The sequence below is a fragment of the Ancylobacter lacus genome (genome assembly GCF_018390635.1).
GTDB lineage: Bacteria > Pseudomonadota > Alphaproteobacteria > Rhizobiales > Xanthobacteraceae > Ancylobacter > Ancylobacter lacus.
Genome location: NZ_JAHBGE010000013.1, coordinates 52961 through 72110 on the forward strand (window position 1 = coordinate 52961; position 19150 = coordinate 72110).

Here is a 19150-nt window from a genome sequence, read left to right on the forward strand (position 1 = left end):
CGTCAGTCCAGCGGTCCGTCCAGCAGGTGCAGCCGGGCCGCGAGAACGGCGGCGTGCATGCGGTTGCGCGCGCCGAGCTTGCGGGTGGCGGCGTTGAGGTGCATCACCACCGTGGGTACCGAGCGGTCGATGAGGCGGGAGATTTCCTTGGCGGAGAGCCCGTCCGCCGAATGGCGCAGGCATTCGCGCTCCCGGGCGGTGAGCCGCGCCGGCCCGGCGGTCCGCCGCACCTCGCTGAGCGAGCCGGCCGCCTCGCGCTGGAAGATGTGGGCGGCCAGCCCGACCTCGGCGAGGCACAGACGGGCCTCGCGCTCACACCGCCCGGCCTCGCCGCTGCGGGTGCCGGTGACGGTGGCGTAGTCGCCCCCCGGCATATGGATGGGCACGGTGACGCCGGCGGTGAGGCCGCGCTCGGCCAGGAAATGCGCCACCGGGGCGCTTTCCTCGGTGAGGAAGGCGCGGATCAGCGTCTCCGCCTTGGGATCGTAGTTCCAGAAGAACGGCGCGGTGGTGCGCACCGCGACCCGCTGCACCGGGTCGAGCCGGGCATAGCCATGGCCGGACCAGTAGTCGCGCATGGTCTCGTCGATGTTCCGCAGCTCCAGCACGGCGGGCAGCATCATGCGGCCGTCGAGCCCGTAGCGGGTGAGGGTGTAGTCGTAGATCAGGGTGTCGAAGCCGTAGTCGCGCATCACGCCGTACAGCCGGTCGATATGCTCGGAAAGCGTCGCCCCGCTGCGCAGCCGCTGCTCGATCGTGGTGACGTCCGGCATCGCCCTTGTCCCTGTGGTCGCCTGCGGGCACGCCGGAGGCCAGCCCGCGGCGGGAACCCTATCACTTCTGATAGCTGGCGGGCACCGGCAATTCCGCTGAAAATTAAGCGTGCATAAGACTTGGGCAGCCCTCGCGCGGCTGGCGTCACTTTCGGCCCACTATAGGGAAGACAATCCGGCATGCTGCTGCGGCCCGCCTCGTTTCGTACCACCGAACAGCGTCGGTGTGCGGGCATGCTCGACTTGCCGGCCTGGCCACGTGCGGGAAAATCGGCGCCGTTCGTCCATTTTCCTCTCCGCCGCCCGGGCTGACCCATGCACCGTTACCGTTTCATCCTGACGCGCCCGCTGCAGTTTCTGCCGGTGGTGCTTGGCGTCAGCCTCATCACCTTCGTGCTGGTGCGGCTCATTCCCGGCGATCCCGCGCGGGTGCTGCTCGGCGCCCGCGCCACCCCCACCGCCATCGCCAATATCCGCGCCCAATACGGGCTCGATGAGCCGATCTGGCTGCAATACCTCTACTTTCTGCGCAACCTCGCCCATGGCGAGATGGGCACCTCGATCGTGTTCCGCATCGACGTGCTCGACCTCATCGTCACCCGGATCGAGCCGACCGTCGCCCTCGTGCTGGCGAGCGTGCTGCTCTCGGTGCTGATCGCGGTGCCGCTGGCGGCGCTGGCGGCGCGCAACCGGGGGCGGCCGGTCGACCATCTCGTGCGCATCGTCTCCACCTTCGGCATCGGCTTTCCCCCCTTCTGGCTGGGACTGATGCTGATCCTGTTCCTCGCCGTGCAGGTGCCGCTGTTCCCGGTTTCCGGCTATGGCACCAGCGTGGGTGAGAAGCTGGCCCATCTCGTCCTGCCCGCGCTCACCGTGGCGCTGTCGCTCTCCACCGTGCTGCTGCGCTCGCTGCGGGCGGCGATGATCGAGGGGCTGAAATCGGACGTCGCCACCGCCGCCCGTGCGCGCGGCATGCCGGAAGGGGTCGTGTTCTGGCGCCACGTTCTGCCCAATGCGGTGGCGCCGACCATCAACCTGCTGGCGGTCAATGTCGGCTGGCTGATCGGCAGCACCGTCGTGGTCGAGAGCGTGTTTGCCCTGCCGGGTATGGGGCAGCTGCTGGTGCGGGCAATTTTCTCCCGTGATTACATGGTGGTACAGGCTATCGCCATGGTCTTCGCCTGCGCCACCGTGCTGGTGAACCTCGCCGCCGACATCGCGACCGTGGCGGTCGACCCGCGGGTGAAGCTGTGAGCGCCGCGATGCTGCACACCCGGCGTCCCGCCGCGTTGACGGCGGGGCTCGCCATCCTCGCCCTGTTCGTGCTGGCGGCGCTGCTCGCCAACCTCGTCGCGCCCTATGACCCGATCGCGCAGGACGGGGCCGCCCGGCTGGTGGCGCTGAGCTGGGCCCACCCCTTCGGCACCGATAATTTCGGCCGCGACATTCTCTCGCGGGTGATCCACGGCGCCCGGGTCGACCTGCAGATGGCGCTGATCGGCGTGTTCTTCCCCTTCGTCATCGGCACCGTCATCGGCTCGCTGGCGGGCTTTGCCGGCGGGGTGGTGGACGCGGTGCTGATGCGGCTGATCGACATCATCCTGGCCTTTCCCTTCCTGGTGCTGATGCTCTCCATCATCGCCATCCTCGGGCCGGGATTGACGAGCTTTTACATAGCGATGGCGCTGGTCGGCTGGGTTTCCTACGCCCGGCTGGTGCGGGCGCAGATCCTGGTGCTGAAGAGCGCGGACTATGCGGTGGCGGCGGCGAGCCTCGGCTTTTCCCGCCCGCGCATCCTGTTCCGCCACCTGCTGCCCAACGCGATCGCCGGCTCGCTGGTGTTCTCGATGTCGGATGCGGTGCTGGTGCTGCTGTCGGGCGCGGCGATCAGCTATCTCGGGCTCGGCGTGCAGCCTCCGGTTGCGGAGTGGGGTGTGATGGTTGCGGAGGGCCAGCCCTTCGTCACCCAGGCGTGGTGGATCACGCTGTTCCCCGGCCTTGCCATCGTCTTGCTGGCGTTCGGTTTTTCCATGCTCGGCGATGCGCTGGGCGAGCTGATGGGGGTGCACGAATGAGCGCCCCGCTGCTCTCGATCCGCGACCTCGACGTCGTCGCCCGCAGCCGGGAAGGCGACCGCCCCTTGCTGGAAGGCATCTCGCTCGACCTCGCCCGCGGCGAGGTGCTGGGCCTCGTCGGGGAGAGCGGCTCGGGCAAGAGCCTGCTGTGCCGCACCATCGTCGGGCTGATGCCGTCGCCCGCGCTGGTGCGGACGGGTGGAAAAATTCTGCTGAAAGATCAGGACATTGCCGGTGCCGATCCTGCCAGCCTGCGCCGGCTGCGGGGCGCCGAGATCGGCATGATCTTCCAGAACCCCTCCAGCCATCTCGACCCGGTGATGCGGATCGGCGACCAGATCGTGGAGGGGATCGCGTTCTATCGCGGCCTCGGCCGGGCGGCGGCGCGGGAGGCGGCGCTGGAGATCATGGCGCAGGTGGGCTTCACCGACCCGCCGCGCCAGTTTTCCAGCTATCCCCATGAGTTCTCAGGCGGAATGCGGCAGCGGGCGATGATCGCCATCGCGCTCGGCTGCGACCCCGAGCTGCTGATCGCGGATGAGCCCACCACCGCGCTCGATGTCACGATCCAGGCCCAGATCCTGAGACTTCTCATGGAGTTGCGGGCGAAGCGGGGGCTTTCCATCATCCTCATAACCCACGATCTCGGGGTGGTGGCGCAGACCTGCGACCGCATCGCGGTGATGCGGCAGGGCCGGGTGGTGGAGGTGGGGGAGAAGCGGGCGCTGCTGCGGGCGCCGCAGGCCGCCTATACCCGCAGCCTGATCGCCAGCCACCCCTCCATGCCGGTGGAGGATGAGTGCGGTGAGGTGGACGATGTGTCCGATCACCCTGTCGCGGCGACCGATGTGGCCGGCGTGGCCGGGACGCCGGCGCCGGCCGCCGCTCCCGCGACGCCGGGAAGGCCACGGCCGCTGGTCGAGATCGACGACCTCCGGGTCTGCTTTCCCGCCGGCGGGGGCCTGTTCTCCCGCCGCCGCAGCTTCGCCGCCGTCGACGGGGTGTCGCTGAGCATCCTGCCGGGCGAGACGGTGGGGGTGGTGGGGGAGAGCGGCTCGGGCAAGTCGACGCTGGCCCGCGCCATGCTGGGGCTGACCCCGCTCACCTCCGGCCATGTCGCCTTCGAGGGGGAGAGCCTGGCGCTGAAGCCGCGCGCCACCCGCGAGCGGCTGCACCGCCACGCCGCGATGGTGTTTCAGGACCCGTTCAACGCGCTGAACCCCCGCTTCACCATCGGCGAGACGCTGGCGGAGGTGCTGCGGGTGCAGGGCAAGGTGCCGGCGGCGCGGATTGCCGACCGGGTCGGGGAGCTGCTCGACCTCGTGGAGCTGGACCGCAGCTTCGCGACCCGCCGGCCCCGCTCGCTCAGCGGCGGCCAGTGCCAGCGCGCCGGCATCGCCCGGGCGCTGGCGGTGGAACCGCGCCTCATCGTCGCCGACGAATGCATCGCCGCGCTCGACGTCACCATCCAGGCCCAGATCGTCGCGCTGTTCCGCCGGCTGGTGCGGAGCATGGAGCTGACGCTGGTCTTCATCGCCCACGACCTCGCGGTGGTGCGCCACCTCTGCGCGCGGGTGGTGGTGATGCACCACGGCCGGGTGGTGGAGGAGGGGCCGACCGAGGCCGTCTTCGCCCGGCCGCGGCAGGCCTACACCGCGAACCTTCTCGCCGCCGTGCCCAGCATCGACCCCGGGCAGAGCCTGTTCGGGCCCGACCCCCGCCTCACCGTCTCCCCCGTCCCCGGAACCTCCCGCCAAGGAACGAACCCATGAAAAGGCACCTGAAGAAGGCCGGCCTCGCCGCCTTCGCCGCCCTGCTGTCGCTGTCCGCCAGCCACGCCGCCTTCGCCGCCGGCGTGCTCACCATCGGCCGCAACGAGGATTCCACCACCTTCGACCCCATCAAGTCGGCGCAGAACGTCGACAACTGGGTGTTCTCGAACGTGTTCGACGTGCTGGTGCGGGTGGACCGCAGCGGCTCCAAGCTGGTGCCCGGCCTCGCCGAGAGCTGGACGATCTCCGAGGACGGCCTGACCTACACCTTCAAGCTGCGCGACGCGACCTTCTCCGACGGTTCGCCGGTGACGGCGGAGGACGCCGCCTTCTCGCTGCTGCGCATCCGTGACGACAAGGGCTCGCTCTGGTCCGACAGCTTCAAGATCGTCGACACCGCGACCGCCGCCGACCCGAAGACGCTGGTGGTGAAGCTGAAGAGCAAGTCGGTGCCCTTCCTCGCCATGATGGCGCTGCCCAACGTCTCGGTGCTGCCGAAGAAGGCGGTGGAGGCCGACCCCGACGGCTTCGCCCAGAAGCCGGTGGGCTCGGGCGCCTTCAGCGTGGCGGAATGGCGCCGCGGCGACCGCATCATCCTGAAGAAGAACCCGCGCTACTGGGACGCCGGGCATGTGAGCCTCGACGGTGTCGAGTGGATCGTCATTCCCGACGACAACACCCGCATGCTGAACGTGCAGACCGGGCAGATCGACGCCGCCATCACCGTGCCGTTCTCGCGGGTGTCGGAGCTGAAGAAGGACCCGAACCTCGTGGTGGAGATGGACCCCTCGACCCGCGAGGACCACCTGCTCATCAACCACGAGCACGGCGCGCTCGCCAAGAAGGAGGTTCGCGAGGCCCTCGATCTCGCGATCGACAAGAAGGCGATCGTCGACGCCGCCACCTTCGGCATCGGCGAGGTGGCCTATTCCTACATCCCCAAGGGCGCGCTTTACCACTACGCCCAGAACCTGCAGCGGCCCTATGACCCCGCCAAGGCCAGGGAGATGCTGAAGGCGGCCGGGGCGTCCGACCTCACGCTGAAATACATCGTCAATGCCGGCAAGGAGACCGACGAGCAGATCGCGGTGCTGATCCAGCAGCAGCTCGCCCAGGCCGGCGTCAAGGTCGACCTGCAGAAGGTCGATCCCAGCCAGAGCTGGGACATGCTGGTGAACGGCGACTACGACATCTCGGTGATGTACTGGACCAACGACATTCTCGACCCCGACCAGAAGACCACCTTCGTGCTCGGCCACGACACCAACCTCAACTACATGACCCGCTACAAGAACGAGGAGGTGAAGGCGCTGGTGGAGGCCGCCCGGCTGGAGACCGACCCGGCCAAGCGCGAGGCGATGTATGTGCAGCTCCAGAAGATGGCCAAGGGCGACGTCAACTGGATCGACCTCTATTACAGCCCCTACGTGAACGTGACGCGCAAGAACATCGAGGGCTTCTACCAGAACCCGCTCGGCCGCTTCTTCCTCGAGGACACCGTGAAGAACTGAGCCTCGCCGGAAACCGGCCCGAGCCTCGCCCGAGGCTGGCGCGCCCGTCCGGTCCCGCAAGGGGCCGGGCGGGCGTTGCCGTTCTGGCAGGCCCGGCGGCCCGGCCGCGGCGGGATTGCGGCGCCGGGCCGGCTGGAGGAAACGGGTTGCCGCGCCCCGCGCCGCGCCTTGGCGACGGTGTCAGGGCCGCGGCGGCTTGCGGCCCTTGCCGCCGGCGGGGCCGCTCTTGGGCTTGCCGGCAAAGCCGCCCGGCCGTTCCCGGCCCGGCGCGGCGTCGTTGGACCGGGCCGGGCGCTTGCCCGGGCGCGGCGTGTCGAAGCCGGGCTTGTCAAAACCCGGCTTGTCGAACCCCGGCTTTTCGCGCGCCGGCTTCTCGTAAGCGGGCTTGCCACGGGCCGGCTTGTCGTAGCCGGCCTTGGCATAAGAAGGCTTGTCATAGGCCGGCTTGGCATAAGAAGGCTTGTCATAGGCCGGCCGGTCCTCGGCCGCCTTCTCGCGCGGGGGCTTGCCGTAAGCCGCCCGGTCGGAAGCGATGGGGTCATAGGCCGGCTTGCCATGGGCGGGGCGGGGCCGGGCCGGGCGCTCGCCTTCCGCCGCCTCGCCGGAGGCGACGTCCCGCGCCGGGCGCCCGCGCGAGGGCCGTTCGCGGGCCTCCTCGCCGCGGGCGCGGTAGGGCGCGCGGGCGCGGGCCGGCGGCTCGGTCCGCCCGGCGGGCGGGCCGCCCGGCAGTTCCTCGATCACCACATCCGTGCCGTCCGGCTTGCGCGCCGCCTTGGCGAAGCGTTCCGCCGCCGCGAGCCCGACCTCGAACGCGGTCTCGGTATCGAAGATGCGGATGGCGCCGATGTCCTGCCGGGTGACGTTGCCGCGCCGGCAGATCAGCGGCAGCAGCCATTTCGGGTCGGCATTGCTGCGGCGGCCGACATTGAGCCGGAACCACGCGCTGCCGCCCGGGCCGGCGGCGTCGTCGAAGCCGCGCGGCCGGCGCTCGCGGGCGCGGGGCTCGCCGGGATCGCTCACCTCCTCCGGCGCGGGCAGGCCGGCGCGGTAGAGCCGCACCAGCGCGGCGACCAGATGGGCGGCGTCGCGGCTCGCCAGCAGCGCGCTGGCGGCGGCGGCGTCTTCCTCGCCCGGCTCCTCCAGCAGCAGCGGGTCGCGCAGCATGCGGTCATGGTCGAGCTTGCGCACATCCTCGGCGGTGGGCGGGCCGGACCATTCCGGCGCGATGCCGAGCCCGGCCAGCAGGTCCTCGGCGCGGCGGCGGCGGAACGGCGGCACCATCAGCACGCTCACGCCCTTGCGGCCGGCGCGGCCGGTGCGGCCGCTGCGGTGCTGCAGGCTCTCCGCGTCATTGGGCAGGTCGGCGTGGATGACGAGGCCGAGATTGGGCAGGTCGATGCCGCGGGCGGCGACGTCGGTGGCGACGCAGACCCGGGCGCGGCCGTCGCGCAGCGCCTGCAGCGCGTGGTTGCGCTCGTTCTGGCTCAGCTCGCCCGACAGCGCCACGGCGGAGAACTGCCGTTCCTGCAGCGTGGCGTGGAGGTGGCGCACCGCCTCGCGGGTGTTGCAGAACACGATGGCGGTGGGGGTGTCGTAGAAGCGCAGCACGTTGACGACGGCGTGCTCCAGCTCCTTGGGGGCGACGCGGATGGCGCGGTATTCGATGTCGGCATGGCCGCCCTCGGCGCTCGCCACCTCGATGCGCAGCGCCTCGTTCTGGTAGCGCTTGGCCAGCGCGGTGATGCCGCGCGGCAGCGTCGCGGAGAACAGCAGGCTGCGCCGCTCCGGCGGGGTGGCGTCGAGGATGAATTCCAGGTCCTCGCGGAAGCCGAGGTCCAGCATCTCGTCGGCCTCGTCCAGCACCGCGACGCGCAGCGCCGAGACGTCGAGCCGGCCGCGTTCGATGTGGTCGCGCAGCCGGCCGGGGGTGCCCACCACGATATGGGCGCCCTGCGCCAGCAGCCGCTGCTCCTGGCGCGGGTCCATGCCGCCGACGCAGGAGACGATGCGCGCGCCCGTCGCGGCGTAGAGCCAGACGAATTCGCGCTGCACCTGCAGCGCCAGCTCGCGGGTGGGCGCCACCACCAGCGCCAGCGGAATGGTCGCCGGGCCGAACTGCTCGTCGGTGCCGAGCAGGGTCTCGGCGGCGGCGAGGCCATAGGCCACCGTCTTGCCGGAGCCGGTCTGCGCCGAGACCAGCAGGTCGCGCCCGGCGGACTCGGGGGCGAGCACCGCGAGCTGCACCGGGGTGGGGTTGGTGTAGTCCCGCTCCGCCAGGGCGCGGGCAAGGGCGGGATTGGAGGTCATGAAGGGCATGGCGGGTCCGGCCTATCTCGTCTTGTCGTCAGGCGTCGAACGGAGCCATCGGATGTCGTGAACGCTCTCTTTAATCGAGCCGGCGCGCCGACACCACGGCCGGCGGCGCATCTTCGCGCAGAGGCGCCATGCAGCGGCGCGGGGCCTCGCGGCGCGGCGGGCGATGTTGGGAGTGCGCGCGGTTCACCGGCCGGCGGGGCGGGCCCGGCCGGGGGGCGGGGGTGAGCGATCGCGGTGGATGCCGGACGGTTTTACCGTGGCCCACCGCCGCATTCGCCTGCCATAGTCGGCGCGCCGGACCGATTCCGCCGCGCGTCCGTGGCGGCCGGCGTGTGCGGGAGGGATGATGAGCGAGCATGTCCGGGTCGTGGTGATCGGCGGCGGGGCGGTGGGGGCGAGCTGCCTCTACCATCTGGCGAAGCTCGGCTGGACCGACGCGCTGCTGATCGAGCGCAACGAGCTGACCTCCGGCTCCACCTGGCACGCCGCCGGCAACGTGCCGACCTTCGCCGCCAGCCCGACCCTGCTGAAGCTGCAGAACTACTCCGCCGCGCTGTACCGCCGGCTCGGCGACGAGGTGGACTACCCCATCAACTACCACGTGGTCGGCGCGCTGCGCCTCGCCCACACCGCCGAGCGCATGGCCGAGTTCCACCATATCGCCGCCATGGCGCGGATGAACGGGATGGACTTCGAGGTGCTGCCGCCGGAGGCGATTCCCGAGCGCCACCCCTTCATCGGGCTGGACGACCTCGTCGGCGCGCTGTGGGACCCCTATGACGGCGACATCGACCCCGCCCAGCTCACCCAGGCGCTGGCCAAGGGCGCGCGCGACCTCGGCGCCCGCATCCGCCGCTTCACCCGCGTCACCGCGCTGGCCCGCACCCCCGGCGGGGAATGGAAGGTCACCACCGACCAGGGCGAGGTGATCGCCGAGGTGGTGGTGAACGCGGCCGGCTACCGCGCCGGCGAGATCATGGCGCTGCTCGGCCGGCATCTGCCCATCGTCTCGCTGCAGCACCAGTATCTCGTGACCGAGGACGTGCCCGAGGTGCTGGCCCACAGCGCCCGGCTGCCGCTGATGCGCGACCCCGATGTCGGCTATTATCTCCGGCAGGAGCGCGGCGGCTTCATCCTCGGCCCCTATGAGCGCGACCCGCGGCCGATGTGGCTGGAGGGCATCCCCGACGATTTCTCCTTCCAGCTCTGGGACCAGGACCTCGACCGGCTGGAGAGCGGCATAGAGGCGGCGATGGAGCGGGTGCCGGTGCTCGCCGCCGCCGGCATCCGCCGCGTCGTCAACGGGCCGATCCCCTATTCGCCGGACGGCAACCCCTATATCGGGCCGGAGCACGGCCTGCCGAATTTCTTCCACTGCAACACCTTCAGCTTCGGCATCGCCCAGGCCGGCGGCGCCGGCAAGTCGCTGGCGGAATGGGTGGTGGAGGGCCGGCCGGAATGGGACCTGTGGTCGCTCGACCGCCGCCGCTACACCGGCTACGCCGACGACGCCTTCACCGTGGCGCGCGCGGTCGAGATCTACCAGAACGAATATGCCCCGGCCTTTCCCCATGAGGAGCGCCCGGCCGGGCGGCCGCAGCGGCGCTCCGCGCTCTACCCCGCGCAGGCCGCCGCCGGCGCGGTGTTCGGCCTGCGCAGCGGCTGGGAGCAGGTGGTCTATGTCGACCCGGAGGGGGTGGCGCCGCAGCCCTCGCTCACCTTCGGCCGGGTGCGCAACTGGTTCGACCTCGTCGGCGCGGAGGTGGCGGCGGTGCGCGGCGCCGCCGGGCTGATCGAGCTGCCGGGCCTCGCCCGCTTCCGCATCGAGGGGCCCAGGGCGGCGGCCCATCTCGACCGGGTGCTGGCCTCGGCCCTGCCGGCGCCCGGCCATGCCGCCCGCGCTTTGGCGCTGGCGCCCGATGGCGGCCTTGCCAGCGACCTCTTCCTCATCCGCACCGGGCCCGAGGCCTTCCTCGCGACCGCCCCGGCGGCGGCGGAGTGGCACGATGACGACGTGCTGCGGCGCGGCCTGCCGGCGGACGGCACGGTGACGATCCGCGAGGCCGGCGCGGAGGAGACGGTGCTGCTGCTGGCCGGCCCGCAGGCGGACGCCATCCTCGGCGCGCTCACGGCGGCCGATCTCTCGACAGGCGACTTCCCGCCGCGGGCTGCACGGCCGCTCGTCGTGGCCGGGGTCGAAGTGCTGGCGGTGCGCGCGGGCTGCGGCGGGGAGCCGGGCTGGCAGCTTCATGTGGCGATGGCGGCGGCGCCCGGGCTTTACGCTGCGCTGCTCGCCGCCGGGGCGCCGCTGGGGCTGCGGCCGTTCGGCGCCTATGCGCTGGAGTGCCTGCGGCTGGAGGCCGGGGAGCCGGCCTGGAAGGTGGATATCGGCTTCGGCGAAACCCCGTTCGACGCCGGCCTCGGCGGCGCGGTGGAGGTGGGGAAGGCGGGCTTCGTCGGCCGCGACGCGCGGCCGGGGGAGGGCGCGCCGGTGGCGCGGCGGCTGGTGACCTTTACGCTGGCCGAGCCGGGCGAGGCCGACGCCCCGGCGGGGGCCCCGGTGTTCGCTGGGGATGCCTGCATCGGCGTGGTGACCTCCGGCGGGTGGAGCTACACGCGGGGCGCCAGCCTCGGCCTCACCTCCGTCGCGGCGGGGCAGGGGCTGCCCGGCGCCGAGGTGACGATCGAGGTGTATGGCCAGCGCCGGCCGGCGGTTCTCGGCGCGGGGCCGGCGCCGGTCGCCGGCTGAGCGGGGCCGGCCGCCCGATGAAAGAGGGCGGCGTCGCCCGGGCGACGCCGCCCCAAGTCGGGGGGAGGAACGTGAAGCGACACGTCATGGCGGGAAGGTGCCGCGGCGCGGGCGCGGCGTCTTTCCAATCCGCCGCTTCGGCGCCGCACCCCGCCCTTCACGCCTCACGCCCGGGCTGCGCGGCGAAATAGGCCGCGACATGGGCGGCGAAGCGGGAGAGGAGGCCGCGCGACGGCCCCGGCCGGGTGGCGAGGACGATGCCGAGCGGGCGCACCGGGCCGGTGAGCGGTAGCGTCCGCACCCGGCGCCCGTCATAGGTGTCGGCGCCGTGCGGGCGCATCACCAGCAGGGTGAAGCCGAACCCCGCCGCCACCGCGCAGCGCACCCCCTCGATCGAGGTCGAGACATAGGCAATGGGCGGGCTGATGCCGCCCTCCGCCAGCAGCTCCTCGAAATAGGCCCGGCTTCCCGGCCCGTCGAGCATGACATAGGGCTCCTGCGCCAGCTCCTCCATGGCGAGCGCGGCCCGCCCGGCGAGGCGGTGGTCCTCCGCCAGCACCACCATCGGCTTCAGCGCCGCCAGCTCGACCCGGGCGAGGCCGGAGAGGTCGGCGCCACGGTCATAGGTCAGGGCGGCGTCGATGGTGCCGGCCCGCACCGCCTCCGCCAGCTCGGTCAGCGCCATCTCCTCCGGGCGGACGATGACGCCCGGCGCCGCCCCGGCGAAGCCGCGGATGATGTCGGCGGCGTAGAACGGGGCGAGGGTGCGGAACACGCCGAGCCGTATCTCGCCCGCCGCCTCCGCCGCCAGCGCCCGCGCCTCGCGTTCCACCTGCGCCGCGCCGTCCAGCAGGGCGCCGGCATGGCCGAGGAAGGCGCGCCCTTCCAGCGTGAGGGTGAGGCCGCGGGCATGGTGGCGCTCGAACAGGGTGAGCCCGGTCACCGCTTCCAGCTTTTCCAGCGCCTGCGCCACCGAGGGCTGCGAGATGTTGAGCGCCCGCGCCGCCGCCGCGATGCCACCCTGTTCGGCCACGGCGCGGAAATAGCCGAGCTGGCGGAGCGTGAAACGAACCATATTCTTCCTTCGCCAGACCTCGGTTATTCGAGGTTTTATGGAGGTTAGAACGGCGCCACTCTGGAGGCCAGTCCGCACCGCGTTTCGCCCGCCCCCCTTTTCGCACAAGGCCCCGCCATGCCGCCGCTCCCGCCCGCCGCCGAACTTCTGGCCACCGCCGCCCGCCCCTTCGAGGACGCCCGCGCCATGCCGCCGAGCGTCTACACCAGCGCCGACTTCCTCCAGCGCGAGCTGGACACCATCTTCGCCCGCGAATGGATGTGCGTCGGCCGGGCGAGCGCGCTGGCCGAGCCGGGCGACTACCTCACCTATGAGCTGGCCGGCCAGCCGGTGATGGTGCTGCGCGACCGCGAGGGCGGGGTGCGGGCCTTCTCCAATGTGTGCCTGCACCGCATGTCGACCCTGCTGGAAGGGCGGGGCAACCGCCGCAGCATCGTGTGCCCCTACCACGCCTGGACCTATGGGCTGGACGGGCGGCTGCGCGGGGCGCCGTTCATGGCGGAGACCACCGGCTTCTGCAAGGAGGACTACGCCCTGCCGGCCATACGCTGCGAGGAGTGGCTGGGCTGGATCTACATCACGCTGAACGACGACGCCCCCGCCGTCGCCGAGACGCTCGCCCCGCTCACGCCGATGATCGCGGACTACGGCATGGAGAACTATGTCGAGTGCTTCCGCGAGACCCATGTGTGGGACACCAACTGGAAGGTGCTCGCCGAGAACTTCATGGAGAGCTACCACCTGCCGGTGTGCCACGCCGCCACCGTGGGCGGCCATTCCAAGCTGGAGGAGATGGAGTGCCCGCCGGGGCTGGCGGCCTTCAACTACCACTGGATCACCAAGGAAGCCTCGCTGCCGATCGGCAACGCCCACCCCACCAACACCCGGCTGGAAGGGCGCTGGCGCAAGACCACGGCGCTGCTGGCGCTCTACCCCAGCCACCTCATCACCCTGACGCCGGGCTATTTCTGGTATCTCTCGCTCCACCCGCAGGGGCCGGACAAGGTGGGGCTGCTGTTCGGCGGCGGGCTCTCGCCGGAGTTCATGGCCGACCCGCGGGCGCCGGACTACATCGCCACCCTCAAGGGCCTGCTCGACGAGGTGAACGAGGAGGATCGGGGCTGCACCGAGAAGGTGTTCCGCGGCATGAAGGCCGGCCGGGCGCGCGGCGGCCACCTCTCCTATCTCGAACGCCCGATCTACGATTTCATGCACTACATCGCCGAGCGGACCGCCGGTTTCGACCGTTCCTTCGCCCTCGCGGCGGAGTGAGCCCGGCGCCGCGGCGGCGGCCGGCGCGCCCGCCGCGCCGGGGCCATGGCGGCCGTGGCGGCGCTGCGGTTTCCCACGGTTCCGTCGGCCGCGCCCGCGAATGGCGCTTTTCGCCGCCGGCTCTCCGCGCCTATGATGGCGGCCGGTGAGTGGGGTTGCGCGGAGGTCATGGGCTGGCCGTGGCAGGCTGATCCGGCACGGAATCGACCTCGTCCTGCGAGGCGCCGGGAAGCTGTGGCATGGCGCCGGTATGGGCTTATGGCGCTGGCGTTTTTCGCCACCGCCGGTGCCGCCCGCGCCGGCGAGGCGCCGGCCGCCACGGTCGAGCTGCAGGTCGTCGGTGGCCTCGCCGGGGTGACGCAGTACACCCGGTTCGAGCAGCCCTTCTGGACCGAGGAGATCGAGCAGCGCTCGCAGGGGCGCATCCGCGCCACCATCCGCCCGCTCGACGGCGGCAGCCTGCGCGCCGAGGAGATGCTGCAGCTCATGCGGCTCGGCGTGGTGCCCTTCGGCACCGCCATCGTCACCGTGGTCGCCGGCGACGAGCCGGAGCTGAACGCCATCGACCTGCCGGTGCTCAACCCCGACATCGACGCGCTGCGCCGCTCGGTCGGGCTGCTGCGCCAGCCGCTGGGCGACATGCTGCGCACCCGCTACGGCATCGAGCTGCTGGGGGTCTATGCCTACCCCGCGCAGGTGCTGTTCTGCACCCGCGCCTTCCGCGGGCTGGACGATCTCGCCGGGCGCAAGATCCGCACCTCGTCCGTCGGCCAGTCGGATTTCGTCGGCGCGCTCGGCGCCGTCCCCGTGCAGGTGCCCTTCGCCGACATCCTGCCGGCGCTGCGGGCGGGCGTGGCGGACTGCGCCATCACCGGCACGCTCAGCGGCTACGAGATCGGCCTGCCGGGCGTCGCCAGCCATGTCCATGCCATGGCGATCAGCTGGGGCGTGTCGGTGTTCGGCGCCAATGAGCAGGCGTGGGAGGCGCTGCCGCCCGATCTCCGGGCCATCATCCGCAGCGGCGTGGCCGATCTCGAAAAGCGCATCTGGGCCGGGGTGGAGCGCGACACCGAGCGGGGCATCGCCTGCAACACCGGGCGGGCCTCCTCCTGCGGCGGGCCGCCCGGCCGGATGACGCTGGTGCCCACCTCCGCCGCGGATCAGGCCCGGCGCCGCCAGCTTCTCGCGCAGGCGGTGCTGCCCCGCTGGATCGAGCGCTGCGGCCCGGCCTGCACCCGGCTGTGGGACGACCTGCGCGCCGCCGCGCAGGGCGTCGAGCCGCAACATGAGTGAGGCCATGGCACGCGGCACCCGGCCATGATCTGGCAGCGACCGAAGCTCGCCATCGCGCTGGGAGCCGGACTGCTGCTGCTGCTGGTGGGCGCCGCGACGGCGAGCCTGCTGGCGCGCGGGGAACGCGCGGCGCTGGCGGTGGCCCGGGCCGGCCTCGCCCGCGCCGCGCTGGCGGTGGAGAATGCGCTGGACCGGCAGCTGCTCCAGGTCCACGGCGCGCTCGCCAGCCTGCCCGCGCTGTTCGACGCCGCCCAGGCCGCCCCCGGCGCGTCGCCGCTGGCGGTCGCCCTGCTGCGGACCCTCAATTTCCAGACGCTGGCCTATCGCGACCTGCTGCTGGTCGGGCCGGACGGCGCCATCCTCGCCTCGGCCCGCGCCACCGCCGGCCGCCGCGTGCTGCCGGCCGAGGTTCGGGCGCTGACCCAGCAGCCGACCGCGCTCGCCGGGCCGGTGCGCAACAATGTGACGGGGGACTGGTCGGTCTATGTCGGGCGCCGGGTGCCGGGCTGGAGCGGCGTCACCCCGGTCGCGGAGGTGCCGCTGCGCACGCTGATGGGGCTGCTGGAGGAGTCCGGGGTGCCGCCGGGGGTGCGGATCGCGCTTGAGCGGCCGGGCGGCGTGCTCATCGCCTCGCAGCCCCACGACGAGACGATGACCGGGCGGGTCGTGCCCGGCGCGCTGGGCGGCCACACCCCGGACGGCGCGGTCTTTCGCAGCGACCCGCCCGACGGGCCGCCGCAGCTCGCCGTGGTGCGCGCCTCGCTCTATGGCGACGTGCGGATCGTGCTCTATCAGGGGCTCGACCAGGTGCTGGCAAGCTGGCACGGCGAGCGCGACGGCATTCTCATGATCGCCGCCGGCGGCGCCTTCATGATCGTGGCCTTCGCCGCCGCGCTCGCGGTGGCGGTGCATCAGCGCGAGCGGGTGGAGGCGGAGCGGGCCCGCGCCGCCGACGTGCTGTTCAACGCCATCGAGGCGATGTCCGACGGTTTCGTCATGTGGGACGAGCAGGACCGCTTCGTCACCTGCAACCAGCGCTTCCGCGAGCTCTACGCCCTGTCCTCGCCGTTCCTGAAGCCGGGCATCCGGTTTGAGGAGGTGGTGCGGCGGGGCGTGGCGCTGGGGCAGTACCCGCAGGCGGAGGGCGACCCCGAGGGTTTCGTGCGCGCCATGCTCGACCTGCACCGCGACGTGGCCGGGTCGGTGGAGCGGCTGCTGCCGGGCGGGCGCTGGGTCCTCATCAAGGAGCGCCGCACCGCCGATGGCGGCATCGTCGGCATCCGCACCGACATCACCGCGCTGAAGACGGCGCTGGCGGAGCTGGCCCTCGCCAATGAGCGCGCCGGCGAGGCGGCGGCCGAGACCCGGCGGCAGAACGCCGTGCTGGTGGAGCGGGAAAAGCAGATCCGCTACCTCGCCGAGCATGACGACCTCACCACGCTGCCCAACCGGGCGTTCTTCCGTGAGCGGATCGGCGCCATGCTGCGCGGCCCGTTCGCGGCGGGCGAGGTGCTCGCGCTGCTGTTCCTCGATCTCGACCGCTTCAAGGACATCAACGACACGCTGGGCCATCCGGTCGGCGATGCCCTGCTGCGGGCGGCGGCGCAGCGGCTCGACGGCTGCGTCGGCGACGGTAGCCGGGTCGCCCGGCTCGGCGGCGACGAATTCGCCGTCATCTGCACCGGGCCCGGCCCGGCCACCGTGGGGCAGGCGCTGGCGGACGAGATCATCGCCGCCCTCTCGGAACCCTATTACCTGCGCGGCCACACCCTGTCGGTCACCGTGAGCATCGGCATCGCGGTGGCGCGGGGGGAGGGGGCGGACGCCGACGTGCTGCTGCGGCAGGCCGACCTCGCGCTCTACCGTGCCAAGGCGCAGGGCGGCGGCACGGCCTGCCTGTTCGAGCCCGGGATGGACGAGAAGCTGCACGACCGGCTGCAGCTCGAGGCCGATCTGCGCGAGGCGGTGGTGACCGAGCCGTTCGAGCTGGCCTACCAGCCGATCTTCGATCTCGCCTCGAACCGGGCGCTCGGCGTCGAGGCGCTGCTGCGCTGGCGCCACCCGACGCGGGGGCTCATCAGCCCGGCGGTGTTCGTGCCGCTGGCGGAGGATACCCGGCTGATCGTGGATATCGGCGCCTGGGTGCTGCGCCGGGCCTGCGCCGATGCCTGCCGGCTGCCGCCAGACGTGACGGTGGCGGTCAATCTCTCGCCGGTGCAGCTCGCGGTGGGCGACATCGTCGCCACCGTGGCCGCCGCCGTGGCGGAAACCGGCGTCGCCCCCGGCCGGCTGGAGCTGGAGATCACCGAAACCGCGCTGTTCGCCAACGACCAGCGCAATATCGACACGCTCCGGCGGCTCAAGGCCCTGGGCATGGCGATCGTGCTGGACGATTTCGGCACCGGCTATTCCAGCCTCAGCCACCTCCGGCTGTTTCCGTTCAGCAAGATCAAGATCGACCGCTCCTTCGTCAGCGAGATGGCGGTGCGGGCGGACAGCGCCGCCATCGTCGAGGCGACGGTGGCGCTGGCGCAGCGGCTCGGCATGGCGACCACGGCGGAAGGCATCGAGACCATGGACCAGCACGAGCGGGTCCGCCGCGCCGGCTGCACCCAGGCGCAGGGCTACTATCTCGGCCGCCCTCAGCCGCTGGAGCTGGCTCGTGCCGTGTTCACGGCGCGCGCGCGGGAATCGGCGGGCGCGGACTGAACAGGGGCGGCGAGGCGGGAGGGGGCGGCGGCGCTGGCCGTGGGAGCCGATGCCCGGCGCGGGGCCGGGCATCGGGAGGAACGTTGCGCCGTTCAGATGGCGCGGCGCGGATGGCGGCTCAGGCCGGCATGCCGGCCTCGACCCAGGCGGTGATGTCCGCCAGCGTCGCCTCGAAGCGGCGCAGCATCTCGTCGATCTGCTCGCGGGTGATGATCATCGGCGGGCAGAAGGCGATGGAGTCGCCGATCGCCCGGATGATCAGCCCGTGCTTGTGGGCCTGGTCGAAGAAGCGCATGCCGACCTTGCCGGGGGGGTCGAACCGGGCCTTGGTCTCCTTGTTCGCCACCAGCTCCACCGCGGCGATCAGGCCCATGCCGCGCACCTCGCCGACGAGGGGATGATCGGCGAAGCGGGCGAGGCCCTCGCGCATATAGGCGCCCATCTCGGCGGCGCGCTCCACCAGTCCGCGCTCCTCGATGATGGCGAGGTTTTCCAGCGCCACCGCCGTCGCCACCGGATGGGCGCTGGTGGTGAAGCCATGGCCGAAGGTGCCGAGCGCGGCGGACTGGTCCGCCATCACCTGGTAGATCGCGTCGCTGACCAGCACCGCCGCCAGCGGCTGGTAGGAGGAGGTGATCTGCTTCGAGCACACCAGGATGTCGGGCTGGATGTCGAGGGCGAAGCAGCCGAACATGGTGCCGAGCCGGCCGAAGCCGTTGATGACCTCGTCGGCGATGACCAGCACGTCATATTTGCGGCAGACCGCCTGCATCGCCGGCCAGTAGCCCTTGGGCGGGACGATGACGCCGCCGGCGCCCATCACCGGCTCGCCGATGAAGGCGGCCACGGTCTCCGGCCCTTCCGCCAGGATCAGCGCCTCCAGCTCGGCGGCAAGCCGCTCGGTGAAGGCCTCCTCGGTCTCGCCCGGCAGGCCGTTGCGGTAGAGATGCGGGCGCGAGAGATGGCGGGAGAAGGGCAGCGGCAGGTCGAAGCCCTTCTGGTTCACCTGAAGGCCGGTGAGGCTGCCGGCGGCGATGGTGATGCCGTGATAGCCGCCCTCGCGGGCGATGAACTTCTTCTTCTCCGGCCGGCCCAGCGCGTTGTTGTAGTACCAGACGAACTTGATGACGCTGTCGTTCGCCTCGGCGCCGGAATTGGTGAAGAAGACGTGGCTCAGCCCCTCCGGCCCCAGTTCCGCCAGCTTGGCGGCCAGCAGGGTGGAGGGTTCGTGCGCCTTGTGGGTGTAGGTGGGGTAATAGGGCAGCTTGGCCATCTGCCGCGCCGCCGCCTCCACCAGCCGCTGCTCGCCGAAGCCGACGCCCACGCTCCACAGCCCGGCCAGCGCCTCGATATATTCGCGGCCCTCGTCGTCATAGACATAGATGCCGGAGCCGCGGTCGATGACGACCGGCCCCACCTGCTCGTGCCGGCGCATATTGGTCGCGGCGTGGATGTGGTGGGCGATATCGAGGCTATGGAGCGAGTTGGACGGCATCGTCTGGTTTTCTTCCGGGTCAGATGTGGGTGGGCCGGCCGCCGGCGCGCCCGATGCAATCGTGGCGTGCACGGCGTTCGGGATGGGGCCGATTCCCGTGGTGCGGGCGG

At 71.8% G+C, this 19150-nt stretch carries 12 protein-coding genes; 8 read left to right on the forward strand and 4 right to left on the reverse strand.

All coding sequences use genetic code 11. From position 1 onward, the window contains the following. Nucleotides 1–2: 2 nt before the first annotated feature. Nucleotides 3–773 carry a helix-turn-helix transcriptional regulator gene (locus tag KHC27_RS04180; protein ID WP_213335421.1) on the reverse strand — a complete coding sequence of 257 codons (771 nt, stop codon included), beginning with the start codon at nucleotides 771–773 and terminating at the stop codon, nucleotides 3–5. A 315-nt stretch (nucleotides 774–1088) separates the two neighbouring features. On the opposite strand from KHC27_RS04180, the gene KHC27_RS04185 reads away from it, so the two are divergent. The 4 genes from KHC27_RS04185 to KHC27_RS04200 are packed head-to-tail and all read left to right on the forward strand — an operon-like array spanning nucleotide 1089 to nucleotide 6131. After that, on the forward strand, nucleotides 1089–2027 hold the full coding sequence (locus tag KHC27_RS04185) for an ABC transporter permease (RefSeq protein WP_213335423.1): 939 nt from the start codon (nucleotides 1089–1091) through the stop codon (nucleotides 2025–2027). A gap of 8 nt (nucleotides 2028–2035) precedes the next feature. Further along, entirely contained in the window at nucleotides 2036–2848 is an 813-nt protein-coding gene (locus KHC27_RS04190) for an ABC transporter permease (protein WP_213335425.1), read from the forward strand. Further along, nucleotides 2845–4620: a dipeptide ABC transporter ATP-binding protein gene (locus KHC27_RS04195; protein WP_213335427.1), complete on the forward strand. Its 1776-nt coding sequence runs from the start codon at nucleotides 2845–2847 to the stop codon at nucleotides 4618–4620. Before KHC27_RS04190 ends, KHC27_RS04195 begins: the two co-directional genes overlap by 4 nt. Next, entirely contained in the window at nucleotides 4617–6131 is a 1515-nt protein-coding gene (locus KHC27_RS04200) for an ABC transporter substrate-binding protein (RefSeq protein WP_213335428.1), read from the forward strand. Before KHC27_RS04195 ends, KHC27_RS04200 begins: the two co-directional genes overlap by 4 nt. A 180-nt stretch (nucleotides 6132–6311) precedes the next feature. On the opposite strand, the gene KHC27_RS04205 is transcribed toward KHC27_RS04200, so the two are convergent. Beyond that, on the reverse strand, nucleotides 6312–8447 hold the full coding sequence (locus KHC27_RS04205; protein WP_213335431.1) for a DEAD/DEAH box helicase: 2136 nt from the start codon (nucleotides 8445–8447) through the stop codon (nucleotides 6312–6314). Between the two features lie 346 nt (nucleotides 8448–8793). Here KHC27_RS04205 and KHC27_RS04210 point away from each other — a divergent pair, with 346 nt between their 5' ends. Next, on the forward strand, nucleotides 8794–11196 hold the full coding sequence (locus tag KHC27_RS04210) for a GcvT family protein (RefSeq protein ID WP_213335434.1): 2403 nt from the start codon (nucleotides 8794–8796) through the stop codon (nucleotides 11194–11196). A gap of 157 nt (nucleotides 11197–11353) precedes the next feature. Here KHC27_RS04210 and KHC27_RS04215 read toward each other — a convergent pair whose 3' ends face one another. After that, nucleotides 11354–12271 (reverse strand): LysR family transcriptional regulator, encoded by a 918-nt coding sequence (locus KHC27_RS04215; protein WP_213335438.1) that lies wholly within the window; start codon nucleotides 12269–12271, stop codon nucleotides 11354–11356. Nucleotides 12272–12388: 117 nt separating this feature from the next. Here KHC27_RS04215 and KHC27_RS04220 point away from each other — a divergent pair, with 117 nt between their 5' ends. The 3 genes from KHC27_RS04220 (at nucleotide 12389) to KHC27_RS04230 (ending at nucleotide 17545) form a co-directional block, all read left to right on the forward strand. Then, nucleotides 12389–13543 (forward strand): aromatic ring-hydroxylating oxygenase subunit alpha, encoded by a 1155-nt coding sequence (locus KHC27_RS04220; protein WP_213335441.1) that lies wholly within the window; start codon nucleotides 12389–12391, stop codon nucleotides 13541–13543. Between the two features lie 258 nt (nucleotides 13544–13801). Then, entirely contained in the window at nucleotides 13802–14836 is a 1035-nt protein-coding gene (locus KHC27_RS04225; RefSeq protein ID WP_213335444.1) for a TRAP transporter substrate-binding protein, read from the forward strand. Between the two features lie 24 nt (nucleotides 14837–14860). Beyond that, entirely contained in the window at nucleotides 14861–17545 is a 2685-nt protein-coding gene (locus tag KHC27_RS04230) for a putative bifunctional diguanylate cyclase/phosphodiesterase (protein WP_213335446.1), read from the forward strand. Nucleotides 17546–17663: 118 nt separating this feature from the next. On the opposite strand, the gene KHC27_RS04235 is transcribed toward KHC27_RS04230, so the two are convergent. Next, nucleotides 17664–19040 carry an aspartate aminotransferase family protein gene (locus KHC27_RS04235; RefSeq protein WP_213335449.1) on the reverse strand — a complete coding sequence of 459 codons (1377 nt, stop codon included), beginning with the start codon at nucleotides 19038–19040 and terminating at the stop codon, nucleotides 17664–17666. Between the last annotated feature and the right edge of the window lie 110 nt (nucleotides 19041–19150).

Excerpts from the sequence above, each read along its gene's own strand:
- KHC27_RS04180 (WP_213335421.1), bottom strand. The coding sequence starts at position 773 with ATGCCGGACGTCACCACGATCGAGCAGCGGCTGCGCAGCGGGGCGACG.
- KHC27_RS04185 (WP_213335423.1), top strand. The coding sequence starts at position 1,089 with ATGCACCGTTACCGTTTCATCCTGACGCGCCCGCTGCAGTTTCTGCCG.
- KHC27_RS04190 (WP_213335425.1), top strand. The coding sequence starts at position 2,036 with ATGCTGCACACCCGGCGTCCCGCCGCGTTGACGGCGGGGCTCGCCATC.
- KHC27_RS04195 (WP_213335427.1), top strand. The coding sequence starts at position 2,845 with ATGAGCGCCCCGCTGCTCTCGATCCGCGACCTCGACGTCGTCGCCCGC.
- KHC27_RS04200 (WP_213335428.1), top strand. The coding sequence starts at position 4,617 with ATGAAAAGGCACCTGAAGAAGGCCGGCCTCGCCGCCTTCGCCGCCCTG.
- KHC27_RS04205 (WP_213335431.1), bottom strand. The coding sequence starts at position 8,447 with ATGCCCTTCATGACCTCCAATCCCGCCCTTGCCCGCGCCCTGGCGGAG.
- KHC27_RS04210 (WP_213335434.1), top strand. The coding sequence starts at position 8,794 with ATGAGCGAGCATGTCCGGGTCGTGGTGATCGGCGGCGGGGCGGTGGGG.
- KHC27_RS04215 (WP_213335438.1), bottom strand. The coding sequence starts at position 12,271 with ATGGTTCGTTTCACGCTCCGCCAGCTCGGCTATTTCCGCGCCGTGGCC.
- KHC27_RS04220 (WP_213335441.1), top strand. The coding sequence starts at position 12,389 with ATGCCGCCGCTCCCGCCCGCCGCCGAACTTCTGGCCACCGCCGCCCGC.
- KHC27_RS04225 (WP_213335444.1), top strand. The coding sequence starts at position 13,802 with ATGGCGCTGGCGTTTTTCGCCACCGCCGGTGCCGCCCGCGCCGGCGAG.
- KHC27_RS04230 (WP_213335446.1), top strand. The coding sequence starts at position 14,861 with ATGATCTGGCAGCGACCGAAGCTCGCCATCGCGCTGGGAGCCGGACTG.
- KHC27_RS04235 (WP_213335449.1), bottom strand. The coding sequence starts at position 19,040 with ATGCCGTCCAACTCGCTCCATAGCCTCGATATCGCCCACCACATCCAC.